Consider the following 22,498-nt stretch of genomic DNA (forward strand, 5'->3'; position numbering starts at 1 on the left):
TTCTGCTTTTTTGTTGAGAATAGGAGTGTGCGGGAGTTAGGATACATATGAGATTTTGTCATACCAACCCCAGCAATTTTTCAGCCATTTCCTTCTCATTCCTCATCAATATTAGTCTAAAAGTTATTATGATAAAATCAAAGAGAGGAGGCGTGACTATGAAAGTACTGATTTTTGACGGAGACTGCAGTTTCTGCAATTTCTTCGTACGCTTTACGGTGCGCATTAACAAAAATCCTGAACTCCGCATTACCGATTTCAATACTGATTGGACTAAAGAAAATCATAAGCCGGATGACGATATAGACAGCGTTATTTATATCGCAGAAGACAAAACTTATATATATTCTGATGCTGTACTTCACATGCTCGCGGATGCTAACAGGCTTTTTAAGCCCGTTGTTCTTCTAAAACTTATTCCTAAATTTATACGGGATACAATCTATAAAGTCATTGCAAAATACCGTAAAAAAATTCCCGTTAAGAATGTATGCGAACGGCCTTCAAAAAAATTTATCGATATGTATTTAAGTTAATAGGAAGAGTGCCGTCGTCAGTTCTCGGTGGCGCGCAATCGCCCGCTTCAATATCACTCTCAAATATTTAAAACACATTCAGCGCTGTGTAAATAACGAGCGGCAGAGTGATTGCGCTGAGCAGCGTGCTCATCATCACAATTTCCGCAGCGTATTCGGGATCACTGCTGTACTGCTGGGCAATAACAGAACTGTTTACAGATGCAGGCATTGCTGTCGTAATCAGTATCGCCTGTGCAACGACACCTTCGACGTTAAAGAGAAGCAGCATCGGCAGTGCCATGGCAGGAATGACTAACAGTTTCACGGCCGTTGCGATAAAGGCAGTAAACCGGAGGTGGCGGAATCTGATGCCGGCAATCTGTGTTCCGAGTATGAACAGCACCATACCGATCATCGCGTCTCTTATGTAATCCAGTGATGATATTACCGGCGTCGGCAAACCAATATTGAAGTAGTTAAATATCAGACCTAAAAACAGCCCGTAAAATATTGGCATTTTAAAATAGCCTAGCAGCGCTTTAAATTTCCCTACATTTTCCGCACTCAGGACGAAAATACCGTATGAGTATGCAATAATATTTTGGAATACTACCATCATGACCTGCACACTCATCGCAAACGGATCACTTTTAAATACCAGATCGTTAACCGGCACGCCGTAATTACCAGCGTTATAAAATAAACTGGAGTTCGTAAATAATACAGTGTGCTGCCCTTTCACTCCAAACACAGCTGCGATAATCCTCGACACGGCATAAGACAGCAGTGCAAAGATAAACAAAAAAATCATTATGTATAACAGCAGACTGAAGTCTATATCCGAACTGTAGAGGTTCATAAATATGAATCCCGGAATAATATAGTTCACCATCAGTTTGCCGAGTGTCGGCCGATCGAGTTGCAATCTCAACTGTGCAACGTAACCGATAAAAACAATAATAGCTATCGGCAGCATTACATTCGTTAAAATAAACAGAAATTCAGTCATAGATGTGTTCTCCCCTTATTTTGATGCAAACACCTCTTGAAAAGCTTTTAAAAATGAATTTTTATCTTCCTGCGATAAAGCCTTAGGACCTTTGATCCGCCCACCGCCTCTTCTGATTACACTGCTCATATGGCGTGTTTCAAGCAGATAATCCATATTCATCTTATTATACTCGAAACCTGTATGATGCAGGACTGTACAGCCCTTCGGCAGAAGCAGCGAGGCTAAGCCGTAGTCCTGTGTTACGATGACATCTCCCGCTTCAGCCAGCTGGACAATTTTATAATCTGCAGCATCGGGACCGGCATCGACATAAATTGTCCGGACATGCGAGTCGAGTTCTTTTGAACTGAAATGAGACAGACTCGATACAAGTACGACTTCTATATTTTCATCTTTAGTTTCTTTAATCACTATATCCTTTACCGGACATGCATCTGCATCAATAATAACTTTCATAAAACATCACTGCCTTTTCATTTAACCTCAATTATAGCAAATATTTTTTAGTATTTTCTCTGGAAATCTGTCTTTCTGATTTCCTCCTTCTTTACTTTGATAATTTACGATAAAAAATATTCTCAATTTATCTGTTTTGGACAATGTTTTTTTATATAAACCCCCTTATTATAAAGTAGATATTAAAATAAATTAAATATGAAATGGTGTGACATAAAGTATGACTAAGTATTTCAAAAATGTCGATAACTGGCTGGGCGGCCTTCAATGGTTAATGTATATATTTATCAACACAGTTGTTGTGCCGATTACCATGGGCGCAGCTTTTAATTTATCGCAGGCGGAAATTGTGAGTACAATGCAGTTTTCATTTATACTTGGCGGAATTGCATGTCTGTTACAGGTATTTATCGGCCATAGAAGGCCGATTATGGACGGTCCATCCGGACTGTGGTGGGGCGTACTTCTCGCCTTATCTTCACTTGCAGCAGCGCAGGGAATGCCTATTGCAGAAGTGGGCGGCAGTATCGCAACCGGCTTAATTATTACAGGGATTCTTACAGTAATTATCGGTTTAACAGGTTTAGGATATTATTTAGAAAAATTATTTAATCCAAGTGTTATGGGAGTATTCATGCTCTTGTTCGGCGTCTCCCTTTGCATCAGCTTCTTCAAAGGCATGGTCGGTCTGCCATTTGGCGGCGGAGAGGGTCCGACAGAAATTCAAATTGGACCCGCGATTTTATCATTTGTTATTGTCAGCTTAGTTCTTATTTTAACGATTCGCGGTTCCAATAAATTATCACAGTACGCTATGCTGATTGGGATTATTGTCGGCTGGCCAGCTTATCTCTTATTGTTCGGCTCGGATGCACAGCTTACAGGCGGAACAGCAAATTCCCTTGAAATATTCTGGTTCCCGCTCGGTTCGCCAGCATGGAATATTGGAATTATTTTAACCGTTGTTATTACAGGTATGCTTAACTTATCTAAACAGTACGGCTCTATTAAAGGAACAGATCCTCTTTATCCGGATTCACCTTCAACGAGCAAAGATTACAGAAATTCATTTACTATTACCGGTGTTATGACGATTCTTCCAGGATTTCTCGGATTGGTACCTTATTCTCCATTTGTATCATCAATCGGTTTTATTCAGCAGACTAAAATTTACGAACGTATGCCGTTTATCTTCGGTGCGGCAATGTTCTTTATTATGGGTGTGATTCCTCAATTCGGTTCATTCTTTACGATGATTCCATTAAGCGTCGGTTGTGCAGTATTATTCGTTTCATATGTTCAACTCTTCGGCTCTGCATGGGACTGGTTCAAACTTGTGGAATTCAACAGCCTGAATATTTACCGTGCAGCTATCCCGATGTTTCTCGGGCTTGTACTTATGGCAGTACCCGCTTCGGCATTCGCAAGTCTCCCAGGCTATGTTCAGCCGTTATTATCAAGCGGTCTCTTAATGGGTACGATAATTTCCATCGCAATGGAAAATTTAATGAATTGGGATAAGGTCGGTGCAACTATCTCAAACAATATTGGTAAAAATATTGAAAAAGAAGAACCTGTCAATAAATTATAAGTAAAGTTAAAGCTCTGTCCCAACGGTCAGAGCTTTTCTTTATGTTCGTATTATGATGTATATCTGCTGTTATGGTAAGGTAGATTCATATAATGAAGAAGTGAGGGGTTTGAATATGGACGTAAAATATCCTATCGGTAAATTGCAAGTTCCTGAGACTGTGACTCTTAACGATGTTCAAAAATGGCTGGAAGATATCAGTACTTATACTGAACGTCTCCGCAATGAAGTTGCTTCCCTGACGGATGAGGAGTTAAATAAAACATACCGTGAAGGCAGCTGGACTGTGCGTCAGCTCGTTCATCACATTGCTGATTCACAGCTGAATATGTATCAGCGCCTGAAGCTTGCTTTAACGGACAATAACCCAAAAGTTCCGGAGTTCATTCAAGATGACTGGGCAGAGCTGCCTGACAGCGAACTTCCTGTAGATAGTTCTCTTAAAATATTGGAAGGCATAAATGAACATGTAATCGCGCTTGGAAACAGTTTGACAGAAAAACAGTTAACACGTGTATTCACACATCAGGTTAATGGTGAAATTTCCGTCGGAACTAAAATTGCTAAGCTGTCATGGCATGAAGAGCATCATTTAGCTCATATTAAAATCGCCTTATCAAAATAAATACACACAGCAAGAGCTCCTTTGAAGTTTTTTCAAAGGAGCTCTTTTCAGTCGAGTTCAATGATATTCAGTTCAAACAAATAATCGTCGTTGAAACTGATATTAATATAATTTGCACCACTCACTTCAGGCAGATATGCAGGCACCGCTGTAATTTCTACAGTTTCTATAAATCTCCTGCCGTTATAAAAACTAATATAAGCAGGTGATGTAATAACATAATCTTCAGAAGGTGTATATTTCAATGCGCCTGTTACATAATAATCAGCGTCTTCAACGAAGTTGCCTTTGTCATCGATTCGTTCACCGGTAAATACATCATCCCCTGATAGAAAATCCTGCCCAAACATGATTGTACCCTGCATTCCTTCTTCCACCGGTTTACCGCGTCCGACCAGATCATCAGGAGTAGTATTGACTTCATTACCCGCTGAGGCGTCTTCCCTTCCTTCATTTATCAGCTGAACTGTGTCCTTTTCCGAATCATTGAAACTGACAATAATACGGTCCGCTTCAGGCACCTGTTCTATAATATGCGGTCCGTCATGCCCATAGTTATTTGTTTTAATAAATTCACTGCCGTAAAAATAGGATACGTAAGCAGCAGCCGTTACCGTATAATCCTGCTCCGGGATATATTCCATCGGCTCAGTGCGGGTCATATAAGATCTGGCATCATCTTCACCGCTGTAATTTATCCAGTAACCGCTGACGAGTTCAGTGCCTTCCATTACATCAACCGGTTCTGCAGCTTCCTCAGCTTCTTCTGTTTCAGATATATTTTCCGTATTCACACTGGCATTCTCATCAGATTCTTCTTCAGATTCAGCATCTTCTTCATCTGCTGTCTCCGTAGTTTCCGTCTCTTCAGTCACAGATTCTTCTGTATCTGCCTCAGAAGTTTCAGGTTCGTCAATCGGCGGTTCGTCCGTATTACTGCACCCTGTCAGAATAAACGCACCTGCCAGCATAAGTATTAACCATCTCATAGCCTCTCCCCCTGCTTGTCCATTCCTCTTAAATTAACTGCGGCTGTATGTAACATTATTAACCTATACCCATATTTTCTAAAAAATAATAAAAGGCTGCCTGAATTTTTCATCAGACAACCTTTTACAATAGAATTTTTACGGATTATTTGACCACAGTCCTGCATTTTTCAGTACAACACGCGGATTTAATTTAAGCTGGGCAACAATCAGTTCAGCAAGATCTTCTGCCTGCATGACTTTTTCAGGATTGCCGTCTGTTAAGTTCAGTTCAACCGCCATATCTGTCGCGACTGTACTTGGCGTTAATGTCGTTACACGGATATTATGCTTACGCACTTCCATCATCAGTGATTCACTCAGGCCGATCACTGCAGCCTTCGATGCAGAATAGGCACTCGTCACCGGACCGCCTTTTTGACCTGCTGTAGAAGATATGTTGATAATATCTCCTGTATTGCGTTCAATCATCTCAGGCAGTACCGCGCGTGTTGTGTAATACACGCCGTTAACATTAACATTGAGAATGTTCGTCCACTCTTCAGGCGTCAGTTCCATGAAGCTGCCAAACTTGGAAATACCGGCGTTATTGAGAAGAATGTCAATCGCACCGAGCTCACCGCGTATTGATTCTACCGCTGAAGTGATTGATTCCATATCCGATACATCCGCTGCAGCGATTGCCGTTTTAACATCATGACTCTTAAGTTCTTCCTGAACTTTTTCAAGATTTTCAATCGACCGGCCGACCAATCCGATATTTACACCCTCTGCTGCCAGGGCAAGAGCCGTTGCACGGCCAATACCGCGGCCTGCTCCTGTAATCAATGCTGTTTTGCCGCTTATATTTTGCATATTGAAATCTCCTTTAACTCTTTTATTTCACATATAATTTTATCACGTTCTTCATCTTTAGCATAACTTATGGATTTAAAATATCAGCTAATTCATGCAGTTCTTTAATCTCGTAATCCGCTTCAATATCAGTCTCGTTTTCCAGTCCGTAAGGATTGTACCAGACCGAATCAATTCCGGCATTCCTTGCACCCGCAATGTCAGAAACGAGGCTGTCCCCAATCATAAGTATATCAGAAGGCTCAAGATCTGCTCTCTTCATACTCTCTGTAAAGAATCCAATATTCGGCTTTGCACTGCCGATATCATCAGACACGTATAAATCAGTAAAATACCGCTTCAATCCGGATAAATCCAGTCTGTTCTCCTGCATCGTCAATACCCCGTTGGAAGCTGCATATATCTTATAATCTACTGATATTTTCTCCAGTACTTCTTCTATACCGGGCTCCATGATGAACTGCTCACCCAAAAAATTGCCGAAATGCTCTTTAGCAAGATTACTGTCATAATCCATTCCCAGTGTCTCAGACAGTTCTTTAAATCTTATATTCAGTACATCCGCAACGGACAGCATTTCCTCTTTCTGCTGTTTCCATAAACGCTCATCAATTGCTGAAAACGAATCAAACACAAGTTTGTTATATTTAAGATTGAGTGTCGAGAAAGTTTCCTTTAATGCACTCTCGCTGCATTTTTTAAAGTTAAATACTGTATCATCGATATCGAGAAAAATAGCTTTGTACATAGATATACTCCTATCATATATTCTGGCATTAGCTCATATAAACGATATCAGTAAAATTTATGATACTCAACTGACCATAAGCCTTCCTCCAGTCAGCCATATTTCTTCTGATGTGCTTTCTTCAATTTCAAATACTCCTCATCTTCACGTACTTTAATCCATTTCTTCTCAAAAATAGCAGCTGATTCTGCTTTTGCAGGATCAATATCTCTTTCTTTCACTTCACCGTCTTTATCGTATTTTCTGCCGCCCTTATAATTTGCATAACGGCGGGCTCTCGTATAACCCATCTGCAGGAATTTCCTTGCCATATCCATGCCCACAAAGTCATTGTTCTCTTTATAATCCAAATACATCTGATAGATTTTATCGGAAGACTCTTTAGCTATCTCAGGTGTTTTGAACCTCCAGTGCTGAAGTATTTCACTTTTATAAGGTTCTACCAAAAGCACGCCCTGCTCGCCTCTGCCTACTCTGTACAGTTCAGGCTGCTGACGAAAATTTATATTGTCGAAATTTAAGTCATAGTCAAACGCCATTTTATCTCACTCCCCCAAATCTATATACATAATTACAGTACCCCTATTGCCCAACTTTAAATATTTTACAGCTGATAGATATACCAGTGAATCTATATTGAACCGGGTACATGGCATATATGCGTATACCTATAATGGCTAAATCAAGTAAAAAGAAGTGAAGTCAAATGTACAGTTCTAAAATTAACCGATTGTTATTCAGAAGTCTTCTTTTATCAAATATTCTTAATATCATTGTTATTGCCCTGACAATTTATCGTCATTTTACCATCGATAGTAAGATTGAAAAATTAAAAGGAACGTAGACAGCACAGTTTTATTTTTGGGATAATTTCATCTATCTTAATCCTGCTTAAATTATTTACGGCACAAAAAAGCACTCCCCATTGCTGGGAAGTGCTTCTTCAATATATACATATATATTAACGTTTTGAGAACTGTGGAGAACGACGGGCTTTCTTAAGACCGTATTTGTAACGTTCTTTCATACGTGGGTCACGTGTTAAGAGTCCAGCTCTTTTCAGCGCGCCGCGGTGTTCTGGATCTGCTTCAAGTAAAGCTCTTGCAATACCGTGACGGATTGCTTGTGCCTGACCTGTGAAGCCACCACCGTGAACATTTACCAATACATCGTAGTTACCTTCTGTTTCTGTAACTGCGAATGGCTGGCTTAAATCTAAAATTAAGCTTTCAAATGGGAGATAATCTCTCATGTCGCGTCCGTTAACTGTTACTTTACCTTCACCTGGTACTAAACGTACACGTGCAACTGAGTGCTTACGACGTCCAGTTCCTTGATATTCTACTTTAGCCAAATGTTTTCCCTCCTAGTCCTTAACCACGTAACTCGTAGTTTTCAGGTTGTTGTGCTGCGTGTGGGTGTTCCGCTCCACCGTATACAAATAATTTCTTGCCTTGTTTACGTCCTAATGGATTCTTAGGTAACATTCCTTTGATAGAAGTTTCTAATAATCTCATTGGGTTTTTGTCTCTTAATTCACCAGCTGATACTGATTTGATTCCACCAACATGACCTGAATGTCTGTAGTAGATTTTTTGTGATTCTTTTTTACCTGTTAACACAATCTCACTTGCATTGATTACGATAACGTAGTCACCTGAATCAACGTGAGGTGTGAAAGTTGGTTTATGTTTCCCGCGTAAAATTGTTGCTACTTCTGTAGATAAGCGGCCTAAAGTTTTACCTGCTGCATCTACAACAAACCATTTACGTTCGATGTTTTGCTCATTAGCCATAAACGTTTGACGCATAGTAATTTCCTCCTAAATCTGTTCTCTATTGTCGTTTTAAATTTGTCGTTTTTGTCTTTTTATATTCATAATCCTAATAAGTTTCCGGGGCCTATTAATCATGGATGGATATAAAAATGTACCGTTAATTATTATATAATTTAACCTTCATAAAGTCAATGTTTTCAAGATAATTTCTACAGCTTTTCATACCATACTTTTTCCAGATAAAGTCCTTCTGCCGGTGCTGTTTTAGGAATCACCGTTCTGTCTTTTTTGGCAATCATGTTTAAAGTATCAGGTTTTCTGATACCTCTGCCGCATTCGAGAACATAAGCTGTAATTACCCGCACCATATTATAAAGGAAACCGGTGCCGGTAATCAGAAATTCAAACCCGTCTGCTGTTTCGATAACTTTAAAGTCTTTAATAGTCCGAACTTTATTTTTAATTTCCGCCTTGGCACTGGAAAATGTCGTGAAGTCATGCGTGCCGATAAACGGCTGCATCGCCTCTTCCATCAGCAGAGCATCCAGTTCATACGGGTAATGTGTCTTTAAACCATCGTAAAAAGGGTTCTTAGTGCCTGTGTAGACTTTATAACGGTAAGTCTTCCCCGTCGCATCAAAGCGTGAATGAAAGTCATCAGCAGCGATTTTAACATCGTTAATCAATATGTCAGCCGGCATCGCTCTGTTTAAAATAAATTTCCATTTTTCAGGCGGCAGATCTATCGGTGTGTCAAAGTGGAAATACTGTTCCAAAGCATGCACACCTGCATCCGTTCTTGATGATGCATGAATCCGGACAAACTCCTTATGCATCCGTTTCAGCTGTTTTTCCACAGTGCCCTGCACCGTGCGGTAGTCATGTTGATACTGGAATCCACTGAAGTTTCGTCCGTTATATGAAATATTAACTGCCACTCTCATTAGTTTCACTGCCTTACAAATATTAATAATGCACCGAATAAAACAAGCACGATCAGTGCCAGTGTATCCCGTGTTCTCCAGGACAGAAGACGATAGTGCGTCCTGCCTTCCTCGCCCTGATAACCTCTGACTTCCATCGCTATCGCCATTTCTTCCGCCCGTTTAAATGCAGACATAAAAAGAGGTATAAAAATTGGAACGAGTGCATTGATACGCTGTTTTAAATTTCCTGTCATAAAAGTCGATCCGCGCGCACTCTGTGCTTTTATTATTTTTTCTGTCTCATCCATCAGCGTCGGAATGAATCTTAATGAAATCGACATCATCATCGCAATCTCATGCACTGGAACTTTTAAGGCTTTCAGCGGCCTGCACAGCTTTTCAATAGCATCTGTCAGCTCGATCGGACTCGTTGTCAGCGTCATCAGCGTGGTAATGACTACGAGAAGTATCAGCCGGATTGTAATGTAGATACCGGTGATCAGCCCTTCGGACTCGATTGTAAAGAATCCGCCGTCAACCAGCACCGTCCCGCCTTTGGTTAAGAAGATATGCATCAGGAAGGTAAATATCAGCAGAATAAAAATCAATTTTAAACCGTTAAACAGAAATCTGATTGATAAAGCTGCAAGTTTTGTCACCGACAAAACGAACAGTATCAGCAGACTGTAGCCGACCCAATGATTTGCAAAGAAAACGATAATCATAAACAGAATGACCGAAATAATTTTAGCTCTCGGATCCAGTCTATGGACTATACTGTCTCCCGGAATATATCTGCCGAGCAGCATTGAACTAAGCATTGTTACGCCTCCAGTCCTCATACAGCCGAATAAATTCAGCTGTATTTTTCGGAGTGCCATTCAATGCTATACCCTTCTCTTTTAAATCCCGGGCCAGCTGAATAACATGAGGTACTTCCAAATCGTACCGTTCCATAAAGTTCTGGTCTGTCAGTATATCAGCTGTTCTGCCTTCGCCTGCAAGCTCTCCCTGTGACATTACCTTTACTTCATCAGTAAATTCGAGCACATCATTCATATCATGTGTAATTAAAATTACTGTAATACCTATTTCTTTATACACATCATAAAACAGCTGCATCGTTTCATCATGGCTTAAAGGATCGAGTCCCGCCGTCGGCTCATCCAGTATTAAGATATTTGGTTCCATCGCAAGTATTCCAGCGATTGCAACTTTCCTCATCTGGCCGCCGGAAAGTTCGAACGGGCTTTTCTCAAGCAGCGATTCATGAACATTGAGAAGTTTAAGGTAATAGCAGGCTTTCTCTCTTGCAGCTTCTTCCGCTATTCCCATATTCATCGGACCAAACATAACATCTTTCAGCACCGTGCTTTCAAACAGCTGATGTTCAGGGAACTGGAATACCATGCCGACCTTCATCTTCGCCTGATGGATAAGCTTCTGCTTAGATTTTTTCGAAAGTATAATGCCGTCTGTTTCCACTGTGCCGGAGCTCGGCAGAATCAAGCCGTTCATCGTTTGAATCAGCGTTGATTTACCGCTCCCTGTATGTCCGATCAGCCCGTAGAACTTTCCATTTTCAAAGGTCGTATTTATATTTTTTAAGGCATGATATTCAAATGGAGACTTGCGGTGATAGATTACATTTAAATCTGTAAATCGAATCGTCATAATAGCCGCACCACCAGTTCATCATGAGTGACGAATGAACCGTCCAGAAGTGCATTTGAAATTTCCACCGTATAAGGTACTTTTAAGCTGCTTCTTGCCAGCATTTCCTTATCCCGGTAAATTTCTTCAACCGTGCCTTCTCCGACAATACTGCCGTCGTTCATAACGATGACTTTGTCGCTGTGGTCAATTTCCGTTAAATCATGAGTAATATAAAGAATCGTTGTATCCAGCTGTTCGTGCAGGTTCCATAAAATGGACAGCACTTCGTTCCTGCCTGCCGGGTCCAGCATCGAAGTCGCTTCGTCCAAAATGAGGACCTCCGGCTGGAGCGCGAGTGCACCTGCGATAGCGACTCTCTGTTTTTGGCCTCCCGACAGACGGTGGGGTTCATGAGAACGAAATTCAAGCATATTAACGAGACCAAGAGCATGTTCTGTGCGGGCAATCATTTCCTCTCTTTCAAGTCCCAGATTTTCCAGTCCGAAGGCAACGTCATCTTCTACTGTCGCACCGACAAACTGGTTATCCGGATTTTGAAAGACAATTGCAAACTTGCGTCTCAATCTCTGTTTATTTTTCTCGGTTAAAAGTTCATTGCCGACGTATATTTCACCTTCATAGTCTTCGATAATACCCATGATGATTTTTACCAGCGTACTTTTACCTGAACCATTATGCCCGATAATGGACGTCCATTCGCCTGCATTAAAAGAGATGGAAATATGATCCAGAGCATATGCTTCTTCAGACCGGTATTTAAATGCAATATCTTTTAGTGAAATCATATTTCCACCCCTTTAAAAAATTATGTAAAAAAAGCGCGTACCCTGCAATAAGAGTCGCGCACTGATTATATACTGCAGGATACGTTGAGCTAGACGAATGAGCCCTTCCGGGCTCACCATCATAACACTCACTCTGCTTTTAAAAGTTTACGCTTCTTCAGTTGTAACTGGAGCGCCTTCTACGAATTCGATAATTACAAGTTCAGCTCCGTCACCGCGACGAGCACCAAGTTTCTTAATGCTTGTGTAACCGCCTTGACGGTCTGCGAAACGTGGAGCGATGTCTTCAAATAATTTTTGAAGTGCATAACTTGTTGAACCATCTTCATTGATGATTTCTACGTTACGTACAGTTTGACCGGCACGTCTTTTCGATGCTAGGTCACCGCGTTTACCAAGTGTAACTAAACGGTCTGCAAGTTTACGTAATTCTTTAGCACGGTCTTCAGTAGTAGTGATGCGCTCACTTACTATTAGTGAAGTTGCTAAGTCGCGTAGCATTGCTTTTCTTTGGTCAGATGTACGTCCAAGTTTTCTGTAACCCATTATTTCTCCTCCTTTATGACTAGTCTTCTTTACGTAGACCTAAATCAAGGTCTTCAAGTTTAAATTTAACTTCTTCCAGTGACTTACGTCCCAGATTACGCACTTTCATCATATCAGCTTCTGTTTTATCAGTAAGTTCCTGAACAGAGTTAATACCAGCGCGTTTCAGACAGTTATAAGAACGTACTGATAAGTCAAGTTCTTCAATAGACATTTCAAGTACTTTCTCTTTCTGATTTTCTTCTTTTTCGATCATGATTTCAGCGTTTTGCGCTTCATCTGTAAGACCTACAAAGATGTTTAAATGTTCAGTGAGAATTTTAGCACCCAATGATACTGCTTCCTGAGGAGAGATTGAACCATCAGTCCAAACATCCAGAGTCAGCTTATCGAAGTTTGTACTTTGTCCTACACGTGTATTTTCAACAGTATAATTCGCACGTTCTATCGGTGTATAGATAGAGTCGATTGGAATTACACCAATTGGCATATCAGCTTTATTATTACCTTCTGCAAGAGTATATCCCCGACCGCGATCAGCTGTCATGCGTAGTTTTAAGCTTCCGCCTTTAGATACTGTTGCAATCTTAAGGTCTCTGTTTAAAATTTCCACATCGCTGTCGTGAGTAATATCAGCTGCAGTAACTACACCTTCACCGCTAAAATCAATTTCCAAAGTTTTTTCTTCTTCGGAATATATTTTTAAAGCAAGGCTCTTCATGTTGGTAATAATTGTAGTCACGTCTTCAACAACGTTGTCAATTGTCGAAAACTCATGAAGTACATTTTCTATTTCAATCGTCTTAACTGCCGCACCTGGTAATGATGATAACAGAATGCGACGCAAGGAGTTCCCAAGTGTTGTCCCATAACCTCTCTCTAAAGGTTCTACAACAAACTTACCAAACTTAGAATCTTCCGATACCTCTACTGTCTCAATTCTAGGTTTCTCGATTTCGATCATGTGTAACATATCCTCCCTTTAAACGCCGAAAATATTAGAAAATAATATTGTTCCCAACTACTTAAGCGATTTATTATTTTTTATACACGACGGCGTTTAGGCGGACGGCAGCCATTGTGTGGAACTGGAGTTACATCTTTGATAGCTGTAATTTCAAGTCCAGCTGACTGAAGCGCACGGATAGCTGCTTCACGTCCGGCACCAGGACCTTTAACTGTAACTTCTACAGTTTTAAGACCATGTTCCATCGCTGCTTTAGAAGCAGTTTCAGAAGCCATTTGTGCAGCGAAAGGAGTAGATTTCTTAGAACCTTTAAACCCTAATGCACCAGCAGATGACCATGAAAGAGCATTACCGAACTCGTCAGTAATTGTTACGATAGTGTTGTTAAAAGTTGAACGGATGTGTGCCACACCTGCTTCGACATTCTTTTTCACTCTACGTTTACGTGATTGTTGTTTGCGAGCCATTATTTATCCTCCTTTACTTTAGTAACTATTTATTTCTTCTTGTTCGCTACTGTTTTAATTGGACCTTTACGAGTTCTTGCGTTGTTCTTAGTTTTTTGACCGTTAACCGGTAAACCGCGACGGTGACGCATTCCCTTGTAAGAACCGATTTCCATTAGACGTTTAACGTTTAAGTTTGTTTCACGGCGTAAGTCACCTTCGACTTTATACGCATCTACTACTTCACGAATTTTGTTTAATTCATCTTCAGTAAGATCTTTAACTCTAGTATTTTCATCAACTGATGCTTTAGCTAAAATTTCGCTAGCGCGTGCTGGTCCAATACCGAAAATATATGTTAAAGAAATTACAACACGTTTGTCACGTGGTACGTCAACTCCTGCAATACGAGCCATATCTTTGCACCTCCAAATTAAGTATTAACCTTGTTTTTGCTTGTGTTTAGGGTTTTCACAAATTACCATTACTTTTCCTTTTCTGCGGATAACTTTACATTTTTCACAGATAGGCTTTACTGATGGTCTTACTTTCATGTTTTTTACCTCCTTAGAATATGGAGTCTCTTATTTAAAACGATAAGTGATTCTGCCACGTGTTAAGTCATAAGGTGACATCTCAACTGTTACTTTATCACCAGGAAGTATGCGTATATAGTTCATACGAATTTTACCTGATACATGAGCTAATATCTCATGACCATTTTCTAATTCTACTTTGAACATTGCATTTGGTAAAGTATCAAGCACTGTACCTTCCAGTTCAATTACATCTTGTTTACTCACTTCTTTTCCTCCTTATACAGCATTTCAATTCCTTTATAGAAATTTGCTCTAGGTGACGACTCACTTCGTCTAATAACGACTCTCTCGTATACATATAGACATAGCAACATTCACCTAAATTGCTGCAAGGTGAACATTTCTATAAGCCATTAAGAATTTCATCGACTTCTTCGAAAACTTCTTCTATATCTTTTGAGCCATCTACTGTAGCTAGAACTCCAAGACTTTTATAGAAATCTAAAAGTGGTGCTGTCTGTTTGATGTTGACTTCCAGACGGTTTTGCACTGTTTCCGGATTGTCATCTTCGCGCTGGTATAATTTACCGCCGTCTAAATCACAGATACCCTCTGTCTTAGGCGGATTAAACACGAGGTGGTAAGTCGCACCGCAAGTTTCGCAGATGCGCCGGCCAGTCAGTCTGTTCATCAGTTCTTCTTCAGGCACTTCAACATATATGGTTTTATCGATTTGAGTGCCGAGCTCTGACATGATGCTGTTCAACGCTTCAGCCTGTTCAACGGTTCTAGGGAAACCGTCAAGCAGGAAACCATCTTTTGCATCACTTTGAGAGAGACGCTCTTTTACGATACCAACTGTTACTTCATCAGGAACAAGTTCTCCCTGATCCATAAAAGCCTTGGCCTGTCTCCCGAGATCCGTCTCGTTTTTAATTGCAAGACGGAACATATCTCCTGTGGAAATATGGGGAATCGAGTATTTTTTGATTATTTTCGCAGCTTGAGTACCTTTACCTGCACCAGGCAAACCCATAATAATAATATTCATTATTTTGTTTCCTCCTACTTATCTACGCTTTCTAAATCCGCGGTATTCTCTCTGGTTAGCCTGAGCTTCCAATTGTTTCATCGTTTCAAGAGCGACCCCGATAACGATCAGCAAGCTCGTTCCCCCAATTTGAATTGCCTGCGGCAAGTCCATAAACTTCGTAATTAAGAGTGGTAAAATTGCAATTCCTGCAAGGAACAGAGAACCTACAAATACTAATCTGTATAAAACAGAAGTAATATAGTCCTGTGTATTTTTACCTGGGCGGATACCGGGAATGTAGCTGCCCTGTTTTTTCAGGTTGTCAGCCATTTTCTCAGGATTCACCTGTACAAATGAATAGAAGTAAGCAAATGCGATAATCAGGACAACATAGACAATCATTCCTATCCAGTCAGACGGATCGGCAAAACGGGCTACCGTTTGTGCCCAGTCTGCATCTGGGAAGAATAATGTCAGAGTTTGAGGCATCATCAGAAATGCCATTGCAAAAATTACCGGGATAACCCCTGCCGGGTTAACTTTTAACGGTAAAAATGTCGATTGCGGCGCGAGCTGTGATCCAGGTGTTCTTTGTCCTTTTGCATATTGCACTGGAATCTTACGAATCGCTTGTAAGATAAACACTGCAAACGCAGTCAGAAGAATAAGGAATATTACAATACCGGCAATTTGGAGCACTGCCATTGTAGTATCCGCATTACCTGTGAATCTTGACTGATAAAGCTGAATCAATGCACCTGGAAGTGCACCGAGGATACCAGCAAAGATAATGATTGAAATACCATTACCTACACCATGTGCAGTAATCTGCTCACCAAGCCACATAAGAAATGCTGTACCCGTAGTTAAAATTAAAGCAATAAGCAGATAAGATCCGACATTATTGTCATCGATAAGGTTGCCGCCAAACATCTGGTTAAATGCAAATGACATACCGATAGCTTGGATAAATGCTAAAACGATAGTGAAATACCTAGTGAATTGAGCAAGTTTACGTCTTCCGACTTCACCTTGTCTTGCCCATTCAGCAAACTTTGGAACTACATCCATTTGAAGCAGCTGCGTCACAATTGAAGCCGTGATGTACGGCATTATTCCCATCGCAAGGATAGAGAAGTTCATGAGTGCTCCGCCGCCAAATGTGTTCATTAAATCTAAAACTCCGCTCCCGGAAGCACCAGTGTCGAAAACACCAGGATCTACACCGGGAACAGGAATATAAGTGCCGATTTTAAAGATAACTAGCATTGCCAAAGTAAACAGTATCTTGTTACGTATTTCTTTAATCTTAAAGAAATTCGATATCGTTCCGATCATTAGATCACCTCATGAGTTCCGCCCTGTTGCTCAATCGCTTCTACAGCTGAACTAGAAAATTTGTGCGCTTTAATCGTCAACTTCTTCTCTAAGTTACCGTTGCCTAAAATCTTAATTCCAGATTTTTCGTTTTTAACAATCCCTGATTCTATTAAAAGTTCAGGCGTTACTTCTGTACCATTGTCAAAACGGTTTAACGCACTAACATTTACAACTGCGTAATCTTTACGGTTGATGTTTGTGAATCCGCGTTTTGGAATTCTACGGAAAAGTGGTAATTGACCACCCTCGAAAGTAAGACCAATTTTACCGCCAGAACGAGACTTCTGTCCGTCATGACCGCGACCGGATGTTTTACCGTTACCTGATGACATACCGCGTCCAACTCTGTTACGTTTGTTACGCGCGCCTTCAACTGGTTTAAGTTCGTGTAATTTCATCTTCGCACCTCCTACATTATTTTATCATTAATTTTCTTCGACTGTAACTAAATGACTGATTTTCGCAAGCTGTCCTCTTAACTGAGGAGTATCTTCCTGCTCAACAGTCTGGTGCATTTTTCTAAGGCCTAATGCTCTAACTGTTTCTCTTTGTGTTTCTGGTTTCCCAATAACACTTTTAGTGAGGGTAACTTTCACTTTTGCCATTGACTATTCCCTCCTTAGTTTAGAATCTCTTCTACAGTTTTATCTCTGAGTTTTGCAACTTCGTTAACATCTTTAAGTTCAGTTAAACCTACCATTGTAGCGCGAACTACGTTAATTGGTGTGTTAGCGCCGAGTGATTTACTTAAGATATCTGTAACACCAGCTAACTCAAGTACCGCACGGACAGGTCCGCCAGCGATAACCCCTGTACCAGGAGCAGCAGGTTTCATTAATACGTTACCTGATGAGAATCGTCCGATTACTTCATGAGGTACAGTACCATTAACGATCGGTACTTCAATTAGATTTTTCTTAGCAGCTTCGATTGCTTTTTTAATAGCTTCCGGAACTTCCTGTGCTTTTCCGGTACCGAAACCTACACGTCCTTTTCTGTCTCCAACTACTACTAAAGCTGAGAAACGGAAACGACGACCACCTTTAACTACTTTAGCGATACGGTTGATCGTTACAACGCGTTCTTCAAATTCTTGTACTTCTCTTTCTCTTCTTTGAGCCATGAAATATGTCCCTCCTTTATATTAGAAATCAAGTCCGTTTTCACGAGCTGCGTCTGCTAATGCTTTAACGCGTCCATGATATAAATATCCACCACGGTCAAATACTACTTTCTCGATGCCTTTATCTTTTGCACGGTTAGCAATAAGAGTTCCGACTTCTTTAGCAGCTTCTACGTTAGAGCCTGATTCGCCTTTGAATTCAGTGTCTTTAGTAGACGCGCTTGCAAGTGTAATTTGCGCAGTGTCATCAATTAATTGAGCATAGATATGCTTGTTTGAACGGTAAACATTTAAACGTGGTCTTTCAGACGTACCTGAAAGTAAGTTACGCACGCGACCATGTCTCTTTTGACGTACTTTATTCTTGTCAATTTTCGCGATCATTGATGTTCACTCCTCACTTATTTATTATTTACCAGTTTTACCTTCTTTTTGGCGAACGTTTTCACCTTTATAGCGAATACCTTTACCTTTGTATGGCTCTGGCGGACGTACTTGGCGGATTTTAGAAGCTAATGCTCCAACTTCCTCTTTATTAATACCTTCAATTTTAATGTTAGTATTACCGTCAACTGTGATTGAAAGATCTCCAGCTGATTCGAATTCTACCGGGTGTGATAAACCAACGTTGAGCGTTAATTTATTACCTTGCATTTGAGCACGGTAACCAACCCCGATAAGTTCTAATTCTTTAACGAAACCTTTTGATACACCCTCAACCATGTTATTGATAAGTGCACGAGTTGTTCCGTGAACTGTACGGTGTTCTTTAGATTCACTTGGGCGAACTACTTCTAAAGTAGTGTCTTCAAGATTATATGCCATTTCTTCATTAAATGTGTTTACCAGTTCACCTTTAGGGCCTTTTACTGTAATAGTATTGTCCTTAATGTCAACTGTAACATCATTTGGAATGTCAATAAGACGTTTACCTACACGACTCATTACTTTGCACCTCCTGTTTTATTAATTACCAAACGTATGCGAGAACTTCCCCGCCGAGATTTCTTTTACGTGCTTCTTTATCAGTAAGCACACCTTCTGATGTTGAGATAAGAGCAATCCCAAGACCGTTAAGTACTCTCGGTAACTCTTCTCTTTTAGCATAAACACGAAGTCCAGGTTTAGAAATACGTTTCAAACCAGTGATAACGCGTTCGTTTTCGTTGCTGTATTTCATGAATACACGGATGATGCCTTGCTTATCGTCCTCGATGTATTCTACATTTTTTACAAAACCTTCTGTTTTCAAAATTCCAGCGATTTCCTTTTTCATGTTTGAAGCAGGAATCTCTAAAGTTTCATGTCTAACAATGTTCGCATTTCTAATGCGTGTTAGCATATCTGCAATTGGATCTGACACTGTCATTTAAGTTGCCTCCTTTCGATTAATGAATCTTACCAGCTTGCTTTTCTTACACCAGGAATTTGCCCTTTGTAAGCAAGTTCACGGAAACAGATACGGCAAAGCTTGAATTTACGTAGTACTGAGTGTGGTCTTCCACATCTTTCACAGCGAGTATATTCTCTAACTTTGAATTTTTGTTCTTTTTGCTGTTTAGCAATCATTGATTTTTTAGCCACTATATTGCCTCCTTATTACTTACTTTTGGAACGGCATACCGAATTGTGTAAGCAGTTCACGAGCTTCTTCGTCCGTGTTTGCTGTCGTTACAATAACGATATCCATACCGCGCACTTTTGATACTTTATCGTAATCAATTTCCGGGAAGATTAATTGTTCTTTAACACCTAATGTGTAGTTACCGCGGCCATCGAACGCTTTCTTCGAAATACCTCTGAAGTCTCTTACACGTGGTAATGAAACTGAGATAAGTTTGTCCAGGAATTCATACATTCTTTCTCCGCGAAGTGTAACTTTCGCACCGATCGGCATACCTTCACGTAAACGGAATGTAGCGACTGATTTTTTAGCTTTAGTAATAATTGGTTTTTGACCTGTAATAGCACTTAATTCCTCAACTGCTGTGTCGAGTACTTTTGCGTTTTGTACAGCGTCACCGATACCCATGTTTACTACGATTTTATCAATCTTTGGTGCCTGCATTACTGAAGAATAATTAAATTTATTTACGAGTTCTTGTTTAATTGTTTCATTGTATTTATCTTTTAAGCGAGCCATTAATGGGACCTCCTTCCGTTTAAATCTTATTTGATCTCTTTACCTGATTTAACAGCGATTTTCACTTTTTTACCATCTTTGATTTCATGACGGACACGAGTGCGTTCACCTGATTCAGGATCTACATGCATGACGTTGGAAACATGAATCGGAGCTTCTACCTCTAGAATCCCGCCTTCCGGGTTCATTTGAGATGGCTTCTGATGTTTCTTAATTACGTTGACATTTTCGATAACGACACGATTATCTGCAGGAATTGCTTTTAGTACAGTTCCTTTTTTACCTTTGTCCTTACCGCTTATTACAACGACCTGGTCACCTGTTTTTACGTGCATAGTTGTCGCACCTCCTTCGGTTTTGGTTATAGTACTTCTGGTGCTAATGAGATAATCTTCATGAAGTTTCCTTCGCGAAGTTCACGAGCAACTGGTCCGAAAATACGCGTACCTCTTGGACCTTTATCATCAGTATCACGGATGATTACGCATGCGTTCTCATCGAATTTAATATATGAACCATCTTCACGACGGACACCTGTTTTTGTTCTGACGATGACGGCTTTAACAACCTCACCTTTTTTGACAACCCCACCTGGTGTTGCATTCTTAACACTTGCAACGATTACATCACCAATGTTCGCAGTTTTACGGCCTGTTCCGCCTAAAACTTTAATAGTTAGCACTTCACGTGCACCTGAGTTGTCAGCTACCTTCAAACGGCTCTCTGACTGAATCATGCGTGATTCCCTCCTTCTGTTTCAAATATTTTATATAATTACAGATTCTTTAACGATCTCAACTAGACGGAATCGTTTAGTCGCAGATAATGGACGTGTTTCTTCAATTCTTACAATGTCGCCCATTTTCGCAGTGTTATTTTCATCATGTGTTTTATATTTCTTAGAATATTTAACACGTTTTCCGATGATCGGGTGCTTAGTGTAAGTTTCAACAAGTACCGTTACAGTCTTATCCATCTTGTCGGATACGACGCGGCCCTGGTAAACCTTGCGTTCGTTTTTTCTTTCCACGATTTGAACCTCCTCTAATTATTGATTCGCTTGCGCTTCTTCAATCTCTCTCTGGCGAACCGTCGTTTTCATTCTAGCAATAGTCTTTCTAACTTCTTTGATACGAGCAGTGTTTTCTAGCTGACCTGTAGCTAGCTGAAAGCGCAGATTGAAAAGTTCTTCTTTCAATTCTTTAACATTAGATTCAATTTCAGAATTCGTTAAATCACGGATTTCTTTAGCTTTCATTCGTATCACCACCTAATTCTTCACGTTTTACTACTTTCGTTTTTAATGGAAGTTTATGACTTGCAAGACGAAGAGCTTCTTTCGCCACTTCTTCTTCAACACCCGCAACTTCAAACATAACGCGGCCTGGTTTAACAACTGCAATCCAGCCTTCAATTGCACCTTTACCAGAACCCATACGTACTTCTAATGGTTTCTTTGTATATGGCGTGTGCGGGAAGATGTTGATCCATACTTTACCGCCACGTTTCATGTAACGTGTCATTGCAATACGTGCTGCTTCGATTTGTCTTGCAGTAATCCAAGACGTTGTTGTAGCCTGCAGTCCATATTCGCCAAAGCTTACTTGATTTCCGCCTTTTGAACGTCCTTTAGTGTCTGGACGGTGCTGACGACGGTATTTAACTCTTTTTGGTAATAACATTCCAATTTTCCTCCTTACTATTTATTATTCTTTGTAGGAAGAACTTCTCCACGGTAGATCCATACCTTGACACCTAACTTACCGTAAGTAGTGTCTGCTTCTTCGTGAGCATAATCGATGTCTGCACGAAGTGTATGAAGTGGAACTGTTCCTTCATTGTAACCTTCAGCACGAGCGATGTCGGCACCGCCTAAACGTCCTGATACTTGTGTTCTGATACCTTTAGCGCCTGATTTAATAGCTCTTTGAAGCGCTTGTTTTTGTGCTCTACGGAAAGATACACGGTTTTCTAGCTGACGCGCAATATTTTCTGCTACAAGTTTAGCATCCATATCCACTTTCTTAATTTCAATAACGTTGATATGAACCTTCTTGCCAGTTAAGTTAGTCAGTGCAGTACGGAGTTTGTTAATTTCACTACCGCCTTTACCAATTACCATACCTGGTTTACCTGTGTGCAGTGCAATGTTTACACGGTTTGCTGCACGTTCGATTTCCACTTTGGAAATTGATGCATCTTTAAGATTAGTCTCGATATATTCACGAACTTTTAAGTCTTCGTGTAACAGGCTTGCAAAGTTTTTATCTGCATACCATTTTGCTTCCCAGTCACGAATGACACCTACACGAAACCCATTTGGATTTATCTTTTGGCCCAAGTTAATTCCCTCCTTATATA

The 22,498-nt window shown here is 40.4% G+C and carries 38 protein-coding genes; 4 read left to right on the top strand and 34 right to left on the bottom strand.

The window, feature by feature from the left end:
- Positions 1–158: 158 nt before the first annotated feature.
- The gene (locus tag DFR63_RS04815) at positions 159–536 is read left to right on the top strand and encodes a thiol-disulfide oxidoreductase DCC family protein (protein ID WP_162842281.1); all 378 of its coding nucleotides are present in this window, start codon (positions 159–161) and stop codon (positions 534–536) included.
- Between the two features lie 67 nt (positions 537–603).
- Here DFR63_RS04815 and DFR63_RS04820 read toward each other — a convergent pair whose 3' ends face one another.
- Positions 604–1,527, bottom strand: coding sequence for an AEC family transporter (locus DFR63_RS04820; RefSeq protein ID WP_115884818.1), 924 nt, complete (start codon positions 1,525–1,527; stop codon positions 604–606).
- A 15-nt stretch (positions 1,528–1,542) separates the two neighbouring features.
- Positions 1,543–1,986, bottom strand: a complete 444-nt coding sequence (locus DFR63_RS04825) for a YaiI/YqxD family protein (RefSeq protein ID WP_115884819.1) — start codon at positions 1,984–1,986, stop codon at positions 1,543–1,545.
- A gap of 220 nt (positions 1,987–2,206) precedes the next feature.
- Between DFR63_RS04825 and DFR63_RS04830 the strand changes: the two genes are divergently transcribed.
- On the top strand, positions 2,207–3,577 hold the full coding sequence (locus tag DFR63_RS04830; RefSeq protein ID WP_115884820.1) for a uracil/xanthine transporter: 1,371 nt from the start codon (positions 2,207–2,209) through the stop codon (positions 3,575–3,577).
- 115 nt (positions 3,578–3,692) lie between these two features.
- Positions 3,693–4,202 (top strand): YfiT family bacillithiol transferase, encoded by a 510-nt coding sequence (locus DFR63_RS04835; RefSeq protein WP_115884821.1) that lies wholly within the window; start codon positions 3,693–3,695, stop codon positions 4,200–4,202.
- A gap of 47 nt (positions 4,203–4,249) precedes the next feature.
- Here DFR63_RS04835 and DFR63_RS04840 read toward each other — a convergent pair whose 3' ends face one another.
- From DFR63_RS04840 to DFR63_RS04855, 4 genes are all read right to left on the bottom strand, one after another.
- Positions 4,250–5,191: a hypothetical protein gene (locus DFR63_RS04840; protein ID WP_162842282.1), complete on the bottom strand. Its 942-nt coding sequence runs from the start codon at positions 5,189–5,191 to the stop codon at positions 4,250–4,252.
- Positions 5,192–5,329: 138 nt separating this feature from the next.
- Positions 5,330–6,046, bottom strand: a complete 717-nt coding sequence (locus DFR63_RS04845; protein WP_115884822.1) for a 3-ketoacyl-ACP reductase — start codon at positions 6,044–6,046, stop codon at positions 5,330–5,332.
- Between the two features lie 67 nt (positions 6,047–6,113).
- A complete protein-coding gene (locus DFR63_RS04850) occupies positions 6,114–6,794 on the bottom strand; it encodes a YjjG family noncanonical pyrimidine nucleotidase (protein WP_115884823.1) in 681 nt (226 codons plus the stop codon).
- Positions 6,795–6,886: 92 nt separating this feature from the next.
- Entirely contained in the window at positions 6,887–7,333 is a 447-nt protein-coding gene (locus tag DFR63_RS04855) for a DUF4385 domain-containing protein (RefSeq protein WP_115884824.1), read from the bottom strand.
- A 167-nt stretch (positions 7,334–7,500) separates the two neighbouring features.
- Here DFR63_RS04855 and DFR63_RS11745 point away from each other — a divergent pair, with 167 nt between their 5' ends.
- Positions 7,501–7,638 (top strand): hypothetical protein, encoded by a 138-nt coding sequence (locus DFR63_RS11745; RefSeq protein ID WP_162842283.1) that lies wholly within the window; start codon positions 7,501–7,503, stop codon positions 7,636–7,638.
- Positions 7,639–7,755: 117 nt separating this feature from the next.
- Here the strand turns inward: DFR63_RS11745 and rpsI are convergent, their stop codons facing one another.
- From rpsI to rpsC, 28 genes are all read right to left on the bottom strand, one after another.
- Positions 7,756–8,148, bottom strand: coding sequence for a 30S ribosomal protein S9 (rpsI, locus tag DFR63_RS04860; protein ID WP_115884825.1), 393 nt, complete (start codon positions 8,146–8,148; stop codon positions 7,756–7,758).
- 19 nt (positions 8,149–8,167) lie between these two features.
- Entirely contained in the window at positions 8,168–8,605 is a 438-nt protein-coding gene (gene rplM, locus DFR63_RS04865) for a 50S ribosomal protein L13 (RefSeq protein ID WP_115884826.1), read from the bottom strand.
- Positions 8,606–8,781: 176 nt separating this feature from the next.
- The gene (gene truA, locus DFR63_RS04870) at positions 8,782–9,516 is read right to left on the bottom strand and encodes a tRNA pseudouridine(38-40) synthase TruA (RefSeq protein WP_115884827.1); all 735 of its coding nucleotides are present in this window, start codon (positions 9,514–9,516) and stop codon (positions 8,782–8,784) included.
- A gap of 5 nt (positions 9,517–9,521) precedes the next feature.
- Positions 9,522–10,319 (bottom strand): energy-coupling factor transporter transmembrane component T family protein, encoded by a 798-nt coding sequence (locus DFR63_RS04875; protein ID WP_115884828.1) that lies wholly within the window; start codon positions 10,317–10,319, stop codon positions 9,522–9,524.
- Complete coding sequence (locus DFR63_RS04880; RefSeq protein WP_115884829.1) at positions 10,312–11,172, bottom strand: energy-coupling factor transporter ATPase; 861 nt, start codon at positions 11,170–11,172, stop codon at positions 10,312–10,314. Before DFR63_RS04880 ends, DFR63_RS04875 begins: the two co-directional genes overlap by 8 nt.
- Positions 11,169–11,960, bottom strand: a complete 792-nt coding sequence (locus tag DFR63_RS04885; protein ID WP_115884830.1) for an energy-coupling factor transporter ATPase — start codon at positions 11,958–11,960, stop codon at positions 11,169–11,171. Before DFR63_RS04885 ends, DFR63_RS04880 begins: the two co-directional genes overlap by 4 nt.
- A 147-nt stretch (positions 11,961–12,107) precedes the next feature.
- Positions 12,108–12,506 carry a 50S ribosomal protein L17 gene (rplQ, locus tag DFR63_RS04890; protein ID WP_115884831.1) on the bottom strand — a complete coding sequence of 133 codons (399 nt, stop codon included), beginning with the start codon at positions 12,504–12,506 and terminating at the stop codon, positions 12,108–12,110.
- 19 nt (positions 12,507–12,525) lie between these two features.
- Positions 12,526–13,470, bottom strand: a complete 945-nt coding sequence (locus DFR63_RS04895) for a DNA-directed RNA polymerase subunit alpha (protein ID WP_115884832.1) — start codon at positions 13,468–13,470, stop codon at positions 12,526–12,528.
- 80 nt (positions 13,471–13,550) lie between these two features.
- Positions 13,551–13,940, bottom strand: a complete 390-nt coding sequence (gene rpsK, locus DFR63_RS04900; protein ID WP_035809663.1) for a 30S ribosomal protein S11 — start codon at positions 13,938–13,940, stop codon at positions 13,551–13,553.
- Between the two features lie 29 nt (positions 13,941–13,969).
- Positions 13,970–14,335 carry a 30S ribosomal protein S13 gene (gene rpsM, locus DFR63_RS04905; RefSeq protein WP_115884833.1) on the bottom strand — a complete coding sequence of 122 codons (366 nt, stop codon included), beginning with the start codon at positions 14,333–14,335 and terminating at the stop codon, positions 13,970–13,972.
- Positions 14,336–14,359: 24 nt separating this feature from the next.
- Positions 14,360–14,473: a 50S ribosomal protein L36 gene (gene rpmJ / locus DFR63_RS04910; RefSeq protein WP_003156543.1), complete on the bottom strand. Its 114-nt coding sequence runs from the start codon at positions 14,471–14,473 to the stop codon at positions 14,360–14,362.
- A 30-nt stretch (positions 14,474–14,503) separates the two neighbouring features.
- Positions 14,504–14,722, bottom strand: a complete 219-nt coding sequence (gene infA, locus DFR63_RS04915; RefSeq protein WP_017547668.1) for a translation initiation factor IF-1 — start codon at positions 14,720–14,722, stop codon at positions 14,504–14,506.
- A gap of 139 nt (positions 14,723–14,861) precedes the next feature.
- On the bottom strand, positions 14,862–15,509 hold the full coding sequence (locus tag DFR63_RS04920) for an adenylate kinase (RefSeq protein WP_115884834.1): 648 nt from the start codon (positions 15,507–15,509) through the stop codon (positions 14,862–14,864).
- A gap of 18 nt (positions 15,510–15,527) precedes the next feature.
- The gene (gene secY, locus DFR63_RS04925) at positions 15,528–16,829 is read right to left on the bottom strand and encodes a preprotein translocase subunit SecY (protein ID WP_115884835.1); all 1,302 of its coding nucleotides are present in this window, start codon (positions 16,827–16,829) and stop codon (positions 15,528–15,530) included.
- Complete coding sequence (gene rplO, locus DFR63_RS04930; RefSeq protein WP_115884836.1) at positions 16,829–17,269, bottom strand: 50S ribosomal protein L15; 441 nt, start codon at positions 17,267–17,269, stop codon at positions 16,829–16,831. Before rplO ends, secY begins: the two co-directional genes overlap by 1 nt.
- A 27-nt stretch (positions 17,270–17,296) precedes the next feature.
- Positions 17,297–17,476 (bottom strand): 50S ribosomal protein L30, encoded by a 180-nt coding sequence (rpmD, locus tag DFR63_RS04935; RefSeq protein ID WP_115884837.1) that lies wholly within the window; start codon positions 17,474–17,476, stop codon positions 17,297–17,299.
- Positions 17,477–17,490: 14 nt separating this feature from the next.
- Positions 17,491–17,994 carry a 30S ribosomal protein S5 gene (gene rpsE, locus DFR63_RS04940; protein WP_115884838.1) on the bottom strand — a complete coding sequence of 168 codons (504 nt, stop codon included), beginning with the start codon at positions 17,992–17,994 and terminating at the stop codon, positions 17,491–17,493.
- A gap of 21 nt (positions 17,995–18,015) precedes the next feature.
- Positions 18,016–18,378, bottom strand: coding sequence for a 50S ribosomal protein L18 (rplR, locus tag DFR63_RS04945; protein WP_115884839.1), 363 nt, complete (start codon positions 18,376–18,378; stop codon positions 18,016–18,018).
- 24 nt (positions 18,379–18,402) lie between these two features.
- Positions 18,403–18,939 (bottom strand): 50S ribosomal protein L6, encoded by a 537-nt coding sequence (gene rplF, locus DFR63_RS04950; RefSeq protein WP_115884840.1) that lies wholly within the window; start codon positions 18,937–18,939, stop codon positions 18,403–18,405.
- A gap of 25 nt (positions 18,940–18,964) precedes the next feature.
- A complete protein-coding gene (gene rpsH, locus DFR63_RS04955) occupies positions 18,965–19,363 on the bottom strand; it encodes a 30S ribosomal protein S8 (RefSeq protein ID WP_092595632.1) in 399 nt (132 codons plus the stop codon).
- A gap of 29 nt (positions 19,364–19,392) precedes the next feature.
- Entirely contained in the window at positions 19,393–19,578 is a 186-nt protein-coding gene (locus tag DFR63_RS04960; protein ID WP_026859096.1) for a type Z 30S ribosomal protein S14, read from the bottom strand.
- A 19-nt stretch (positions 19,579–19,597) separates the two neighbouring features.
- Positions 19,598–20,137 carry a 50S ribosomal protein L5 gene (rplE, locus tag DFR63_RS04965; protein ID WP_115884841.1) on the bottom strand — a complete coding sequence of 180 codons (540 nt, stop codon included), beginning with the start codon at positions 20,135–20,137 and terminating at the stop codon, positions 19,598–19,600.
- Between the two features lie 26 nt (positions 20,138–20,163).
- Complete coding sequence (gene rplX / locus DFR63_RS04970) at positions 20,164–20,472, bottom strand: 50S ribosomal protein L24 (protein ID WP_115884842.1); 309 nt, start codon at positions 20,470–20,472, stop codon at positions 20,164–20,166.
- Positions 20,473–20,498: 26 nt separating this feature from the next.
- A complete protein-coding gene (rplN, locus tag DFR63_RS04975; RefSeq protein WP_115884843.1) occupies positions 20,499–20,873 on the bottom strand; it encodes a 50S ribosomal protein L14 in 375 nt (124 codons plus the stop codon).
- 30 nt (positions 20,874–20,903) lie between these two features.
- Positions 20,904–21,167: a 30S ribosomal protein S17 gene (gene rpsQ / locus DFR63_RS04980; protein WP_115884844.1), complete on the bottom strand. Its 264-nt coding sequence runs from the start codon at positions 21,165–21,167 to the stop codon at positions 20,904–20,906.
- Positions 21,168–21,185: 18 nt separating this feature from the next.
- Positions 21,186–21,395 carry a 50S ribosomal protein L29 gene (gene rpmC / locus DFR63_RS04985; protein WP_026859101.1) on the bottom strand — a complete coding sequence of 70 codons (210 nt, stop codon included), beginning with the start codon at positions 21,393–21,395 and terminating at the stop codon, positions 21,186–21,188.
- The gene (rplP, locus tag DFR63_RS04990; RefSeq protein ID WP_115884845.1) at positions 21,385–21,819 is read right to left on the bottom strand and encodes a 50S ribosomal protein L16; all 435 of its coding nucleotides are present in this window, start codon (positions 21,817–21,819) and stop codon (positions 21,385–21,387) included. The genes rpmC and rplP overlap by 11 nt, the downstream gene beginning before the upstream one ends.
- 17 nt (positions 21,820–21,836) lie before the next feature.
- The gene (gene rpsC / locus DFR63_RS04995; RefSeq protein WP_115884846.1) at positions 21,837–22,478 is read right to left on the bottom strand and encodes a 30S ribosomal protein S3; all 642 of its coding nucleotides are present in this window, start codon (positions 22,476–22,478) and stop codon (positions 21,837–21,839) included.
- Between the last annotated feature and the right edge of the window lie 20 nt (positions 22,479–22,498).

Origin of the sequence: Jeotgalicoccus halotolerans (assembly GCF_003387165.1) — a bacterium.
In the GTDB taxonomy this organism is placed as follows: domain Bacteria; phylum Bacillota; class Bacilli; order Staphylococcales; family Salinicoccaceae; genus Jeotgalicoccus; species Jeotgalicoccus halotolerans.